12 protein-coding genes are annotated in these 15,596 nt (G+C 39.5%); 5 read left to right on the top strand and 7 right to left on the bottom strand.

What is annotated here, in order from left to right:
• Nucleotides 1–236: 236 nt before the first annotated feature.
• The 3 genes from B1202_RS15455 to B1202_RS15445 form a co-directional block, all read right to left on the bottom strand.
• The gene (locus B1202_RS15455) at nucleotides 237–1,598 is read right to left on the bottom strand and encodes an LLM class flavin-dependent oxidoreductase (protein WP_078191491.1); all 1,362 of its coding nucleotides are present in this window, start codon (nucleotides 1,596–1,598) and stop codon (nucleotides 237–239) included.
• Between the two features lie 254 nt (nucleotides 1,599–1,852).
• Nucleotides 1,853–3,220 carry an MATE family efflux transporter gene (locus B1202_RS15450; protein ID WP_078191490.1) on the bottom strand — a complete coding sequence of 456 codons (1,368 nt, stop codon included), beginning with the start codon at nucleotides 3,218–3,220 and terminating at the stop codon, nucleotides 1,853–1,855.
• A 147-nt stretch (nucleotides 3,221–3,367) separates the two neighbouring features.
• Nucleotides 3,368–4,522: a methionine aminotransferase gene (locus tag B1202_RS15445; protein ID WP_078191489.1), complete on the bottom strand. Its 1,155-nt coding sequence runs from the start codon at nucleotides 4,520–4,522 to the stop codon at nucleotides 3,368–3,370.
• A gap of 230 nt (nucleotides 4,523–4,752) precedes the next feature.
• On the opposite strand from B1202_RS15445, the gene B1202_RS15440 reads away from it, so the two are divergent.
• The 4 genes from B1202_RS15440 to B1202_RS15425 are packed head-to-tail and all read left to right on the top strand — an operon-like array spanning nucleotide 4,753 to nucleotide 11,606.
• Entirely contained in the window at nucleotides 4,753–8,115 is a 3,363-nt protein-coding gene (locus B1202_RS15440) for a type VI secretion system Vgr family protein (protein WP_078191488.1), read from the top strand.
• A 10-nt stretch (nucleotides 8,116–8,125) separates the two neighbouring features.
• Entirely contained in the window at nucleotides 8,126–8,638 is a 513-nt protein-coding gene (locus B1202_RS15435; protein ID WP_171262675.1) for a hypothetical protein, read from the top strand.
• Between the two features lie 5 nt (nucleotides 8,639–8,643).
• Nucleotides 8,644–11,073, top strand: a complete 2,430-nt coding sequence (locus B1202_RS15430) for a hypothetical protein (protein ID WP_078191487.1) — start codon at nucleotides 8,644–8,646, stop codon at nucleotides 11,071–11,073.
• Nucleotides 11,073–11,606, top strand: coding sequence for a hypothetical protein (locus B1202_RS15425; RefSeq protein ID WP_078191486.1), 534 nt, complete (start codon nucleotides 11,073–11,075; stop codon nucleotides 11,604–11,606). Before B1202_RS15430 ends, B1202_RS15425 begins: the two co-directional genes overlap by 1 nt.
• Nucleotides 11,607–11,649: 43 nt before the next feature.
• Here the strand turns inward: B1202_RS15425 and B1202_RS15420 are convergent, their stop codons facing one another.
• The gene (locus B1202_RS15420; protein WP_078191485.1) at nucleotides 11,650–12,570 is read right to left on the bottom strand and encodes a Dyp-type peroxidase; all 921 of its coding nucleotides are present in this window, start codon (nucleotides 12,568–12,570) and stop codon (nucleotides 11,650–11,652) included.
• A gap of 159 nt (nucleotides 12,571–12,729) precedes the next feature.
• Between B1202_RS15420 and B1202_RS15415 the strand changes: the two genes are divergently transcribed.
• Nucleotides 12,730–13,350: a LysE family transporter gene (locus B1202_RS15415; RefSeq protein WP_078191484.1), complete on the top strand. Its 621-nt coding sequence runs from the start codon at nucleotides 12,730–12,732 to the stop codon at nucleotides 13,348–13,350.
• Nucleotides 13,351–13,458: 108 nt separating this feature from the next.
• Here the strand turns inward: B1202_RS15415 and znuB are convergent, their stop codons facing one another.
• Genes znuB through B1202_RS15400 form a run of 3 tightly spaced genes read right to left on the bottom strand, consistent with a single transcriptional unit; the run spans nucleotide 13,459 to nucleotide 15,524 of the window.
• Nucleotides 13,459–14,259 carry a zinc ABC transporter permease subunit ZnuB gene (znuB, locus tag B1202_RS15410; protein WP_078191483.1) on the bottom strand — a complete coding sequence of 267 codons (801 nt, stop codon included), beginning with the start codon at nucleotides 14,257–14,259 and terminating at the stop codon, nucleotides 13,459–13,461.
• Nucleotides 14,260–14,262: 3 nt separating this feature from the next.
• Nucleotides 14,263–15,054, bottom strand: coding sequence for a zinc ABC transporter ATP-binding protein ZnuC (znuC, locus tag B1202_RS15405; protein ID WP_143221629.1), 792 nt, complete (start codon nucleotides 15,052–15,054; stop codon nucleotides 14,263–14,265).
• Nucleotides 15,027–15,524: a transcriptional repressor gene (locus B1202_RS15400; protein WP_078191481.1), complete on the bottom strand. Its 498-nt coding sequence runs from the start codon at nucleotides 15,522–15,524 to the stop codon at nucleotides 15,027–15,029. Before B1202_RS15400 ends, znuC begins: the two co-directional genes overlap by 28 nt.
• Nucleotides 15,525–15,596: the final 72 nt, after the last annotated feature.

Here is a 15,596-nt window from a genome sequence, read left to right as displayed (position 1 = left end):
TATTGTTATAAAACAAAATATTATTTTATTGTGAAGTTTTTACTGTTTTTAAATCAACAGAGAAATCAATCGCTTGTTGTGGATGCATCATCCAAAATCTTGCAGAACTTATCTGTTTATATATAAACACATAATAAAATTAAGGGATTTTATGCAGATAGCCTAACTCAGATAGAAAAAATGCCTCGGATGAGGCATTTTAGAGATGGTTTAATAAAAACACTGATTGAAAATAACTAAGAGGCCTGCACCTGTTGATTCTTCAGCACATATTGATTTTCAGGGCGTTTTAGACCGAGGTTTTCACGTAAAGTCGTGCCTTCGTAGGCTGTTCGGAATAGACCGCGACGTTGCAGTTCAGGGACGATGAGATCGACAAAGTCATTTAACCCCGCAGGTGTTGTTGGTGGCAGCACATTAAAACCATCGGCAGCGTCATTCTCAAACCATTCTTGCAGTTGATCTACGACTTGTTCAGGCGTGCCAATCAAGGTCCAATGTCCACGGGCTGAAGCGATATATTGATAGAGCTGACGAATACTAAAATTGTGCTTACGAGCAATATCGATCATCATTTGCTGACGACTTGAGAAATTAATGTCTGCATCTTCTATTTTCGGGAAAGGGGCATCTAGATCAAATTTGGCCAGATTAATGCCACCTGCCAAAGCAGACAATAAACTTAAACCCACTTCTGGATGGATTAAGCTATTTAAAAAGTCATATTTTTCTTGGGCTTCTTGAGTTGTCTTGGCAACAAAAATCGAAACCCCCGGCATAATTTTCAGGTCCTCTGCATGGCGGCCATATTTCACTAAACGGTTTTTGACATCACGATAAAAGGCTTGCGCATCTGCTAAATTCTGTTGTGCTGTAAAAATCACTTCGGCATATTTACCGGCTAGTTCACGACCATCTTCAGATTGTCCTGCTTGAACAATCACCGGATAGCCTTGCGGTGGGCGAGAGACGTTGAGTGCACCCAGTACCTGATAATATTGACCTTGATGATTGGGCTGATGTTGTTTGCGGGCATCAAAAAATTGTCCGGTTTCTTTGTTGTAATGGAAGGTATCATCCTCCCATGAGTCCCAAAGTTTTTGAGTCACCTCAATAAATTCATCGGCACGTTCATAACGCTCTTTGGGTTCAGGGTGCTGCTGAATGTTAAAGTTTTTTGCGGCATCGGCAGAGGCTGTCGTTACCACATTCCATGCAGCTCGACCTTTAGAAATATGATCTAAAGAAGCAAATTTACGCGCCAAAATATAAGGGTCTTCATAAGTCGTAGATGCTGTGGCAATAAAGCCAATATTTTGCGTCACAGCAGACAGGGCTGCAAACAATGTGACGGGTTCAAAGCCAACGCCTTTATCGCCCAAACCTTTCTCACCTTCGACAGCAGAACTCCAACGGACAGACAGACCATCGGCTAGAAAGTAGGCATCGAATAGACCACGTTCTGCGGTTTTTGCCAGTTCAATTGCATAATCAATATTGAGATGATCTTGTGGGCGAGATTCAGGGTGGCGCCAACCCGCGACATGCTGTGAGGTGGTTGGAATAAAAGCCCCAAGCTTTATTTGACGTTTAGACATAAAAAATTTCTCATCCCAATTATTCTTAAAAGATAAAAGGGATAAGAACAAAATCTATGCCAAAGCGTAATTGTTTGAAAATATGCAATTTTTAATTTTAATTGGTTCTAGGTGTAGATAAATCAACAGGATATAAAACCAAATGTTGAAAAATAAACAGCAGTTTAACGGCAAACTTTATGCATGAGCCCGTACAAGATTCTCCATATTGAGATGCAAAGCTGCGGATTGGCATTGAACGCTATTAGCGAACCTTATAGCAATACTTTGATGGCTTTTCGTCTCCATACCAGTTGGTAATACAGCCCTTGTAAAATACATAAGCTGACAAAGGCCAAGGCATAGGCATACCAAATACCTTTTAAGCCCCACCATTCACTGAACAGGTAGGCGCACGGCACTTCAATGCAAATAATCGCCATAATATTAATAATCATCGGCACGGTCACTGTTCCGCTGGCCCGCATAATGGAAGCAAAAATTGCACTGGCACCAAAAAATAAAATCGACCAAAGCACAATGAACAGCAATTCTTGACCGAGAACCACAACTTCAGGATCTGTAATAAACAGCGCCATTAAATATTTAGAGAATAAATAGCCCAATGCCACCAAGATGCCAGTAATAATGAAATTCATCCCGATGGCCGTACGTTTCACGCGATTAATTAATTCAGAATGACCCGAACCAATGGCTTGTGCTGCAAAAATAGAGGCCGCAATCGCGATGGACAAGGCCGGGAATTGGATATAGTTCAAAACCTGATTGACCGCGCCATATGCTGCAGTAGCATCAGCACCATGGCGGTTAACTAAACCGACAATGACGAGACCGGCCACAGAGGTCGTGACCATCTGAATACCCGTTGGAATCCCCAGTCTTAAGATAATTTTACTAAGATCATGTTGATGGCGAATATGACGAATCAACTCGAAGTCGAGTTTGAGCGGATGATCCTTCTTTTTTAAGTAGAAATATAAAAATATCAAAGCAATTAAAAAGCCGATATGACTGGCAATGGCAGGGGCAATAATACCTAAACTTGGAAATCCAAATTTTCCTGCAATCAGCACGGGTGTAATAATCAGCCCTGAACCAATAGTCATACCTGACGCAATCAGCGGTGTTGTACTGTCACCGACCCCACGCAAAATCGAGGTATAAATAATATAAATAAAGAGCAGTGGGCTACCGGCAAGCATCCATTGCACATAAGGCAAAGATAAATGCATCACGTCTGGGGCTGTGCCTAAGGCCAATAAAATGGGCTTGGCAAATATCACCCCTAAAAAGGCAATGATGCTGCCACCAATCAAGGTCATAAACAGTGTTGAACCCACGACGGTACGAACTTTTTCAAGGTTTTGCGCGCCCCAAGCTTGACCCACCAACACGGTTGCACCTGCCGAGAGTCCAATCACAAAAGCCATTAAACAGAACAAAATTGGAAAAAATACCGCAACAGCTGCAATGGCATGCACCCCAAGCATCTGACCGACAAAAACGGTGTTAATGGTCCCAGATAAATTCTGCAAAATATTGGTGGCGATCAAAGGCACCAGAAAAACTAAAAACGTTTTCCATAAATTTTGCTGAGTAACGAGGGACTGTTGTTTTGACATGCTCAGGTCCTAGACGCGGCTTTTTATGATTTTAAGTTACTGATAACACTATCATGTTTGCATTCAAAAAAGCCTTAGTTTTTGAGTAACCAAGGCTTCATTATTTCTACATGTCTGTTTTAAAAAAACGTTTGGGCAGATACTGCTTTAAACCGCGGAGAGAATCTCTGCAGCTTGATCTAAGGTGGAATCTTGTTTGGCAAAACAGAAGCGTAATAAGCGTAAATTTTCCGGTGGTTTTTGATAGAACACCGAGACAGGAATCGCCACGATTTTATGTTGCTCTGCCAACAACTGACACATTTCCACATCTTTTAAATCTGGACGTATGGCACTGTAGTCAAGGTTTTGGAAATAAGTGCCTGCCGATGGAATCAACTCAAATCTAGAGTGGCTTAAGCCGGCATTGAAACGGTCACGCTTGGCTTGGTAAAAATGTGCCAATTCAGCAATGTGCTCAGGATGTTCTGCCATAAAGTTAGCCAATGCCATTTGTACGGGCGTAACACCGCAGAAATTGGCAAATTGATAGATTTGGCGAAACACTTGCATCAAGGCTGGCGCTGCAATGCAATAACCGGTTTTCCACCCTGTGACGTGAAAGGTTTTACCAAATGAGCCCACGACAAAACTGCGTTCACGCAGCTCAGGAAATGACAAAGCGGATAGATGCTGACGACCATCAAAAATTAAATGCTCATAGACCTCATCCGACAGCACAATAATATTTTTATCTCGAATCAGTTCGATCAAGTTGAGCCAGTCCTCACGCCCCCAAACAGCACCTGTTGGATTATGCGGTGTATTGACAATAATCATCCGGGTTTTATGGTTAATCGCAGCGGCAACACGATTCCAATCCACAGTAAAATGTGGCGTCTCTAAGGCAATGTGAATGGGATGAGCCCCAACCAATTTTACACTGGGCGCATAACTGTCATAGCTCGGATCAAAAATAATCACTTCATCATCCGCATGAACCACGGCCTGAATGGCACTAAAAATACCAATGGTTGCACCCGGGGTAATGGTCACTTCGGTGTGAGGGTCAATATTTAATTTGTCTCGATGGGCAAACAGTTGGACCAATTGCTCACGCAAATGCATCAGTCCATCGCCGGGAGCATATTGGTTAAAACCCTGTTGCGTCGCATCACTTAGCGCATTTAACAGCGCTGGAGGTGCAGGAAAATCAGGAAAACCTTGAGATAAATTCAGTGCATTTAGACGCTGCGCCATTGCGCTCATGACGCTAAAAATAGTCACACCTTGGGCAGGCAGTTTGGATTCAATTGTGATCATGGAGCTTAAAATTTTTTATAGATTGCATTTTGAGTGTAGCAGCATCTCAGCGGCTGCGAAAAGTTAGATCAACAAAATTGATCTAGCATTGACGTTCCTATTCACTTGAATCCTAAAGTAATGCAAAAGCAAACAAGAAGAATTCAACAAATTATTTGCAAAATAGAGTAGACGAAAAAATAATCATTTCATAAAATGCCGTCATTAAAAAAATTAAATACATAATAACAATGCTTAAAAATATTCACGCCATGGTGGAAAACTTTGGCTTTAGCGTACAGAAACGTGCGCTGCATATTCATTTTTCAAATGAATCATTAAACACAGAAGTTTTTATTCAAAGGATTGAAGGTCAACACCGTATCAATCAAGGCTTTCGTGCGGAAATTATTTGTCTCTCGACCAATGATCATCTGGCTTTAAAGCAGTTTATCGGTGGCCGAATGGCTGTCGATCAAGTGACAGATTTAGGACAACTCAGTCGCCTGACTGGTGTGATTACCGGGGCAAGCCAAGGTCAAAGTGATGGTGCATTGACCGTTTATAAGCTGGTGATTGAGGATGCCACAGCACTCTGGCATAAGCGTCGTAATAGCCGTGTCTTTATGAATAAATCGGTACGGGAGATGACCGAGATTATTTTTAGTGAATGGCAGAAAAAAAGTGCGCTGTTTGCTGCCAGTTTAAGCTTGAACTTAGAGGGGCTGGCACGTACCTATGATGTGCGTCCATTCACCATGCAGGCGAATGAAAGTGATTATGCATTTTTGACCCGCCTTTGGCGCAGTGAAGGGATCAATTGGTTAATTGATGAAGCTGAGTTATTTGTCGCATTTTCGGCTGCACCAATGCAAGCACAGCAGCTGCGTTTAATTGATACCAATCAAGCTTATAGTGCTTTAGAGCGGAAAAAAATTCGCTTTCATCGTAGTCATGCCACGGAACGTTTGGATACGATCACCAGTTTTGTGGCAGAACGATTTTTACAATCGACTACGATTCAGACGCAGCGTTGGCAAGCTCAACAATTGGCACAAGACCAAAGTAATCCGCTCTTAAGTGCCCATGCACAGAGTGAGCAACAGCATAATGAAACCTTAAGTTTAGAGCAGGCGTGGACCATGAGTTCGGCTTGGACAACCGACCTTAAAGGTGCAGATCAGGCGACCTCTTCAAATACACAGCAATTGGATCAGTTGAATCGGCAACTTAATCAATATCAGGAATTACAAGCCAAATACTTTACCGCCAGCAGTAGCGTGCGGGATGCACAAGTGGGGTATTGGTTTGAGTTAGAGAATCATCCTGAAATCGATCAACATCAAACGACAGATCGTGAATTTCTCATATTGGGCAAAGCATTTTATAACCAAAATAATTTACCCAAAGATATTTTGGTTCAATTAGAAAAGTTACTTGCGGCGAGCCGCTGGCTATCTTTAGGGGATGAAAGGCAGGCCAGCGAGCTGTATGTGGTCCGTCGGCAAATTTCTGTGGTGCCTGAATATGATCCTTTATTACACCGCCCACCTGCATTTCCACAGCGTGCCAAAGTGGTCGGTCCAGAAGGGGAAAGTATTTATGTCGATGCTTGGGGGCGTATAAAAGTTCGGTTTACGTTCACCCGCAGCGATGACCATAGTCATGATGGCGGAGCAGGGAGTAATGATAATGACAGTGACTCGGCTTGGGTCGATGTACTGACTCCATGGGCGGGTGAAGGTTATGGGGCACGTTTCCATCCTCGTATTGGCGAGATCGTGGTCATCGACTTTTTTGAGGGCGATGTGGATCGTCCCTTTGTAGTAGGACGTATACATGAGGCTGAGCGATCTCAGACCATGTTTGACCTCAAAGGTCAGCTTCCTGAAACCAAAAAACTCAGTGGTATTCGCTCCCAAGAAGTTGCGGGAGCAGGCTTTAACCAACTGCGCTTTGATGACACGACGGGGCAGATCAGTACCCAATTACAAAGTAGTCATGCGGCGACACAGCTGAATTTAGGTAATCTCAGCCATCCTAAAGAACAAGACAGTAGCCATGGCCGTGGTGAGGGGTTTGAGCTACGAACGGATGCTTGGGGGGCAATGCGTGCAGGTAAAGGTTTACTTATTAGTACCTATGCACAGGATAAAGCCGTTGCCGATCATCTTGCTGCTGCTGAAGCTCAGTCTCTTTTAAATCAAGGGCATCAGAGCATGAATATGCTGAGCGGTTTAGCCGTAAAGCAGCAGACCGATGCATTAAATGTGATTAATCGTTTGCCGAAGTTAATAAACTCTTTAGAAATCAAAAGTACTGCCGAAGCTGTCAAAGCGACTTTAAATTTGTTCAAGGAGGATTTAAGTCGAGACCCATTGGCAGCGTTAAAGAATTGTAAAAGTTTTGTCACAGAAATGGGCTCAATCGCACATGATGTCAAAAGTACAGTAAAAGAATTTAAAGCATTTTTTAATGATGCCGAAGATGCCTTTGATAACTTAAAGTCTGTCATAGATCATATTGAAGAAAATGGTAAGGATGTGATTCAAGGGCGGGTCGCAAGTCTGAAAAGCAACTTAAAAGAAGATCCATTAAAAGCATTAAAAGATGTGGGTAAATTGATCGAAGACATCAAATTTAATCCCGATGATTTGTTGAATAATGGTGGTTGTGGTTTACCACCAGCGATGACACCCATAAAAGCATTAGAAAAAGTACAAGGCTTTATGGAAGGCTATGCGCAAGGTTTAGAAAAATCCAATACAACGGCAAAACAAGAACAAGGCAAATTATTCCGCCAAGCGTTGATGTTGCTTGCATCACCTCATGGTATTGCACTCACTACACCTGAAGATATTGTCATGCAGGCTTCGCAGGATATTGCTGAGAGTGCACAAGGTTCGATTAATTTCAGTGCACAAAAAAATATTGTGCATCATGCGCAAGATAAAATCAGTTTGTTTGCGGCTCAAAAGGGCCTGAGTGCGTATGCCGCAAAAGGGAAAGTTGAATTACAAGCCCAAGATGATGCTATTGAAGCAATTGCCCGAAAGGTGATTAAGCTCATTTCAACGGAAGATAAAATTGAAATTACCAGTCCTAAAGAAATTGTGCTGACTGCAGGGGGCTCGCAACTGAAAATTAATGGCAGTGGAATATTTACAACAACAGGCGGCAAGTTTGAGAGTAAGGCCGGGCAGCATAGTTTTGTGGGAGGGGCGACTGTAAATGCTCAATTACCTAAGATGCCTGAGAGTGGGGTTTTTAGTCGGAGATTTGATTTTAAAGGTCTAATTTCTAAAGAATTATTGGAAGATGGATTTAAATATAAAGTTATAAATAAAAATAAAAATACGGAATTTATAGGCCTGCTTGACAAAGATGCACGTACTCAAAGAATCTTTAGTGATAATCCTGACAATGTAGAAATAAGACTGTTAGGCAAATCTGAGATTGATTCGGATAAATTATTTCTTATGGAGGAAGATGTTTCTCAGGATAATTTAGGTGAAGCATGCTGTGGCGGTCATGAAGATGATCATAATCACGATGCTGAGGAAATTGATGACGATAATAATTTAGAAGATGATTTTAAGAGTTTTGGAATTTAAGGGTGAGTTTATGAAAAAATTAAAAGAAATAATAGCTATAGTTGTATTTTTAAATAGCTCAACGTTATATGCGGAAAGTTCGAAAGACTGTATGAGTTATTGGAATCAGCCAATTAAAAAGATACAGGTGCTTGAGGAAGTTGAATGTGAACATATTTGGAATTTTGGTAGAGATAAAAGTAGCTTAAATCGCTTGCAAGTAATTAATGATTTGAATTTAAAAACAAATAAATCACAATGGTTATCAACAGGACAGTGTCAAAAAATATCATATAATAAAAAAATATATAATATTTATAATGCCGAATACAAAGAATATGGGCACAATGTTTGGTTAATTTATGATGAAAAAAATGCTTTTGCATATTTTAGAAAAATAAATAGTAAAGATCAGTCAGTAGTTTTAAGTTGCAATCAGGTTGGTAAGGATCAAGAATTAAAATTTATACTTAATAGCTATTTAAAAAATAATACATCTGTAAGTATGGAAAAATATAAAGCTAATGATTGGTACAAAGAGTAATAATAATGAAAAAAACAATCACTTTTAAGGATGGTACTACTAGAAATTTTGAAACTAATTTATCGGGTTTTATTGAAGCAGTTAGCTTTAAAGAATCCTCATCAGATTTATCTTTGTCATTAAATCATCCAATAAATCTATGGTGTGCAAAAAAAATTAATGATGCTGGATATTTGGGTTTATTTCAATGGGGAGAGTCTGCACTTTATGAGTTAGGATATTATTTAGGTGATAAAGGGATCTCTTATGAAGATATTAAAAAGGCAAAGAAAGGATCTGCTTTACATGAAAATTGGAAGAATCAATTTGACTCTAATAATTGGTCAGGACATTGGTCAGGTAAAAAAAATATAAATTCGAAATTTGAATTTTTGAATAATCCTCAAATTCAATATGAAGTAATAAAAGAATGGATTAATTATTTATGTAAACAGATTAGAAATAATAATTTAAATGAGCATTTTGGTCGGGTGATTCAAGGTGTAGAGATTAATGAGTCTGGCGTTATCGCTGGCATGCATTTGGTTGGTATAGGAGGTTTGGGGGCTTTTCTAGGTGTTTCAAAATTTTCTAGTCATAAACAAACAGATGGTAATGGAACACATATTAAAAAATATATTCAAGACTTTGGTGGATTTGATTTAGAGCAGTGTTGTAATCGAAAAATATATATAAATCTAAAAGATAAAAATGAAAAGGCATTAATAAATAAAGAAGTTACAGTTGTTTCAATATATTCAGGAAAATCCTTTTCTGCAGAGACGAAGGTTCGGGTTAAAAGTGATGAAAATGGCAGTCTCCCTGTCATTGTTAGACACCCATCAACTGAGATTAAAATTGTAGCTGATGGTAAAGAATCTAATCCTATTATTCAAAAAGCTGATCAAAAACAAATTGCAACCTTAAAAGATTTTGATGTTTCAATATTTCAAGCGAATTTAGAAGAAAATAATACGCCTCAATCAAAGCCTCAGTCTAATAAAACACCTCAAGAAGTAAGAAATGAACAGAATCCATCTGAAGAAAAAAAAGAAGTAGTTACTGGTAATATAAAAGATGTGAGTTTTAATATTCAAATTATAGAAGAGGATACAAAGAAAGCTATTTCTAATATGGGTTTTTACTTAACTTATAAAGGGAATATAAAAAAGCATACAGCAGATTCATCAGGGACTAAAAAAGGTGTAGTGGCTGCAGTAGGCGAAGATATCGAGGTTTCAGTATCTGGAGCTGGACAACGTCAAAAGATACATCATTTTAAAGTTGAACAGTCTTTATCTAATCAGACTGTTAAAATTAAATTACCTGTATGTTTTTTTAAAATTAATGTTAAAGAAAATAATGAAAATGTAACAAATACTCTAGTAAGTATTTTTTATAGAAATAAGCAAATTGCGAAAAGAACAGATAGTAATGGAGATATTAGTGTTAAAATGCTATTGGGTTTTGTTTTTGGCTTTGGAATAAAAAATAAAGAGCTGGAGAAGCTCCGTGTTCTGAAAGGAATACCAATTAGGCATTTTAAAGTTAATGAGGGATTTGTAAAAGCTTCAAAGCTATATGAAATTGCCGATCAAAAGCGTAAGGAAGCAGATGAGCTCAAGAAAAAATCTGACCAAATGCAGCGAAAAAAGCAACTAGAAGCTCAGGAAAAAGAAGCAAAAGAACAGGCAGAAAGAGCAAAATCAGAGGCTGAAAAAAATCAGCCTATTCAAGATAATACATACACGGAAAATGGCGGTGAGCCACTAACAACTGTTAGTAATCAATCTCCACCTACAAGTGATACGACACGTTATCATATTTACCATGATGGTAAGATTAAGCGTGAAAATAAGGCTGCTACTGGTTATGCAGAATTTATTTACTATGATTCGGCGGGAAGATTTTATAATTTAGGTAAGTCTCAATTTGTAGTGGCTGATAAATGGCAATCAAAAGGTGTTAAGGCAGGTGGTAATACATATTTGATTGATCAACGTAAACATAAATATTACAAAAGTGGATCTTTAGGTTATAAGTGGAATATTATTAGTGGTGATGGTCGGTATTATTTATCAGGATTATCAATGTCTGCAGTTCTTGGTGCTATGTGTAATTTGGGTTATGCCGAATATATTGGATCTGGATTTAGTTGTAGGGATGGTTCCCCAGGTGAAAGTGTAAGTCATTTGAATGGTATAAATGGTGATTTTAGATATATAGCTATTAATAATAGACATATGACAGAAGTAACATATACTTCTCATGATCATTTTGATTGGAATAAAAATGTCGCTTTTGTTGAAGAGTTATTTAAATTTGGCTATAAATTGTTTGGCTCACATCCAGTGAAAATTAAAAAAAATGCATTATTGCCTCATTCGCAGTCATGGAAGGATCATAATCATCATATTCATCTACATGACTTTTCTCCAAAAGTGGAAGATTTATAATGAAAAAGAAATCAGTTTTTACTATTAGTTTTTTAATATACTTTTTATTAATAGCATTCACAGAACAATCAAAGAGTGAAGTTGAAGTTATACGAAATGATAATGTAAATGCTATATTTACAGAAAATGGTTTTGGTGGAGTTGAAATAAATCAAAGAATTAACGATGAATTTATTGAAATTGAAAATAGTAGAGTAGATAATTGTTTTTTTGCTAAAAATAGAAAAATAAAATCCGATGTGGATTTTCAAGTTCTTAATAATAAAATTTCTGTAATTTCTTCAAATCAACTCGGAGTTTCTACGAATCTAGGAATTAAAGTAGGGGATGAAGAAAGTAAAATTTACGAAAAATATAAGAATTCAGTGATTGATAAAAAAATAAATCCATATGGTGAATCTCAAAATGATTATTCAATTATTATTTGGAATCATGATAAAACAAAGGGTACACGGTATGATATCGAAAGCAAAAAAATTATAGGTATAAAAGTAGGTGATACTAACCTAACTTTAATGGAAGGTTGTGCTTAAGCATTTTTAAAAAATAAAGCCGACTCTCGTCGGCTTCATTTATTTAACCTTCTAAAACTTCTTCCAATAAATCTTCACTTGGTGCAAAGTAATATGCTCCGTCCATTGGCGTAACAAAGTGAAGTAAGCGGTCGTGAATGCCGTCACCGCTAGTGCCGAACATGCGAATCAGCATGCTGTCGATAATACTGAGGTCATTGGTATAGGCAATAAAGAACAAACCTTGGTCGCCACGACCATCACCATAAGGCAATGAATGACGCAAAATCGCCAGCTCCTCACCTTCATCATCTTCAACAACGGTACGTGATACATGTGAGTTTTCTGGCTGTTCGTCTTCATCCAACTCAATAGATTCAAGTTTGGTGCGCCCAATGACATGTTCCTGAGCATCTACCTTTAACTTTTTCCATTTATCTAAGTTATGTGCATAACGCTGCGCGAATACAAAAGAACCTTCTGCAAAAATGCCAGCATCTTCAGAAAGTAGCGCTGTTTCAGCACGGTCATCTGGAAATTGAGGGTTTTCAGTACCATCAATAAAGCCAGTTAAGTCACGGCCATCGAAATTGCGGAAGCAAACACGCTCATCTAAAACCTCAACTTTATCTTGAATGCCATCAAAGAAAGCTTGGCTTAAAGCGAAGCAAATATCTGTACGCTGTGCTGCAATGTGAATCAGTACATCTGCTGGGGCTACAGGCATGTTAAATGAACCTTGAATTGGATCAAGTTGTTTAAAGCCTGCCGGAGATTGACTGTAAAGTTGTGCCCAAAGTTCAGGTCCAAAAGCCACAGCTGTTTTAATCTGTGCATTAGGATGTTGGGTAATTAGACGATCACGAGTATTAAATAAGTCTTCAAGTTGTTCTTTTAATTCGCTAATCGTTAAATCTTTTAAACGTAAAACAATAAAACGAGCATGATCTGAAGGTAATGGCAAAATTACAGATTGAGCAGACATTCATGGCTCCTAAAAATTATAATTTCTGAGTGGCTGTGTGTATTGTGCCTTAAGCAGCGCTGAGAGTGTAGCCTTCATTTGGCCTTTTAGCGTGCATTATTGTCATGAAAATAGAGTAAATGTCATATAATACAGACCCATTTCAAACTTGAGCTAATGATGTCCTATCAAATCTGGATTGCATATATGTTGGCATGTTGGGTGATTAGTGTTTCCCCTGGTGCAGGTGCAATTGCGTCTATGTCGAGTGGTTTGAATTTTGGGTTTAAGCATGGGTATTGGAATGCCATCGGCCTGCAATTGGCACTTTTGGTTCAGATCGCCATTGTTGCAGCTGGGGCAGGGGTCTTATTTGCGACGACACCATGGGCTTTTCTGATCGTGAAATGGTTTGGTGTGGGATATTTATTGTATTTGGCTTATTTACAGTGGACAGCACCAACAGAGTCGATTGAAATCCAACAAGATTTACCAAATAAATCACGTTCAAAATTAGTTTTACATGGTTTTTTGGTCAATATGAGTAATCCCAAAGCGATTGTATTTTTGTTGGCGGTTTTGCCGCAGTTTTTAGATTTATCCAAACCCCAATGGATTCAATATGTCATTATGGCGGCAACGATGATTAGCATTGATCTGATTGTCATGGCGGGGTATACCGGTCTTGCTGCAAAAGTGCTGCGGTTGTTAAAATCACCTAAACAACAAAAATATTTGAATCGTACCTTTGCAGTTCTATTTGCTTGTGCGGCGAGTTTATTGAGTTTGGTGCATCAATAAATCCAGTTAGATGATTCTGAGCATCGTATTTGACTTGCAAAAAAAGCCATGCAACTGCATGGCTTTTTCATTTTGATATGTCGCGAATTAAGCAATGAAAGTTGTTACTTAAGCGACTTTCTTAAATTTTTGCATAATAAAAATTAGGGCAAAGAGCAGTGCCATAGTTAATACAATGGTCAGTCCTGTAGAAGTATTTAAACCAGCACTCGACCATAACCCCACGGTCACACCGACTTGGGCAATGATGAAAGACCACAGCACCATTTGCTTCGGGGAATTCGCCAATAAACGAGCGGTTAATGCAGGAATCACTAACAATGCACCCATCAGCAATGATCCGACAGCACGTAAAGCCAATACGGTAAATAATGCCAGTAATAACATAAAAATCAGACGTTGCCATTTGGCACTGACACCTTCACTGACCGCAATATCGGGGTCAATGGCAATCTGAATCTGAGATTGCCAACTTTTATACAGCACGGTCAGTGCCACAATGATCACCACTGCAAAGACAGGCAAATCTGACCAAGAAATGGTGAGCAAATCACCAAATAAATAGCTGAGTAATTCAGGTCTTAAGCTGGGCAAATGTTGTATGAAGAGTAAGCCAGAGCACAGGAGTGTTGCTGAACATAGCGCGAGCAAGGCGTCATTGGGCAAGCGTGGATCGTGTAACACCCATAAGATTGCTACCAATAAAAGTGCAATCAATGTAACGCCCGTCCAAAGCGGTAGACTCATCGCACCAGCAATGGCGACACCGAGTAAAGTGCCATGTGCCATGGTGTCCGCAAAAAATGACATGCGACGCCATAGCATTAAACAGCCGAGGGGTGCAGTCAGGAACACCAGCAAAGTGCCCATGATCCATGCTGGCAAAAGGAGTTGTAGCCATTCCATCATGGATTATGCTTCCGGTTCAGGGTGAATATGAGGACGAGAGTCATGCTGGCAAGGTGTTGCACTATCGCCATGCGCACAGTGATCATGATGGTGTTGATAGAACACACGATTTGTCCCAAAGATCGCTTGATATTCAGGATGTTGCTGGACATTTTCAGGCAAGCCACTGCAGCAGATATGCTTGTTGAGGCAAACCACACGATGTGTTCCTTGCATGACCCATTGTAAATCATGAGAAACCATCAAAACTGCACAGCCATATTTTTCTGGCAAGCTACGCACGTAGTCATACAGTTCCGCTTCAGACTGGATATCCAGACCTTGCATAGGTTCATCCAGAACCAATACATTCGGTTGACGCAATAAAGCCCGTGCAATCAGAACGCGTTGACGTTCGCCGCCCGATAATTGCTGAACTTTAGATTGTTGTAACTTGGCAATGCCTGTATCACGAATAATTTCTTGCTTAATGCTGGCATCACATTTTTCTAGTGCCAATAAATCACACACACGTAGCGGTAAGCTGTGTGATGGATTAAATTTTTGTGGCACATACGAAAATTTTAATTTTTGTATGCTGATCACTTTACCAGATACAGGTTTTACAATACCCAACAACACTTTGATGAGCGTGGATTTTCCTGCACCATTGGGACCAATCAAGGTGACAATTTCTTTTTCGTGTAAGGCGAAATCTACATTTTTTAAAATGTCACGTTCATCGATTCGGACATGAACATGCTCTAAAGCCACAATGGGCTTCACATTTAGTGTTTGCTGCGGCACTGCTGACAGATCCCTGAAATTTCAATAATACTGTGATGTGCCGTAAAGCCATCGGAAGCAGACAATTCATCGAGTTGCGCCATCAAGCCTTGAGCAGATGCTTCTTTGACTATTTTACAATCGGTGCAAATCAGAAATGCAGCTTGATGTCCTTCGCGCGGGTGACAACATGGGATGTAAGCATTAATCGACGTGAGGCGGTGAATCAAACCTTTTTCAAGCAGAAAATCCAGTGTACGGTACACTGTCGGTGGCGCTGCAGGTCGGTCAGACTCACTTTTGATTTTAGCCAAAAGGTCATAAGCACCCATTGGCCCCGTTGCATTTAAGATCAGTTCCAATACTTCTTTACGCAAGGGCGTAAGTCGAGCACCCGTCGCACTACAGAGACTCTCAGCTTCAGCAAGGCGCTGTTCGACATTATGATGATCGTGTACACCATGCAAAGCATTATGATGTTCGTGTGAACATGCGCTCATAGCCAACCTCGAGTACGAAACTGTATAAAGAAAAAGACTTTAAATCTTAACATGAAGCGTAAGGACTTACGA

Origin of the sequence: Acinetobacter amyesii (assembly GCF_002018365.1) — a bacterium.
Lineage (GTDB): Bacteria > Pseudomonadota > Gammaproteobacteria > Pseudomonadales > Moraxellaceae > Acinetobacter > Acinetobacter amyesii.
The sequence above is the reverse complement of the archived record's forward strand: the minus strand, read 5'-3'. Positions and strand labels throughout refer to the sequence as shown.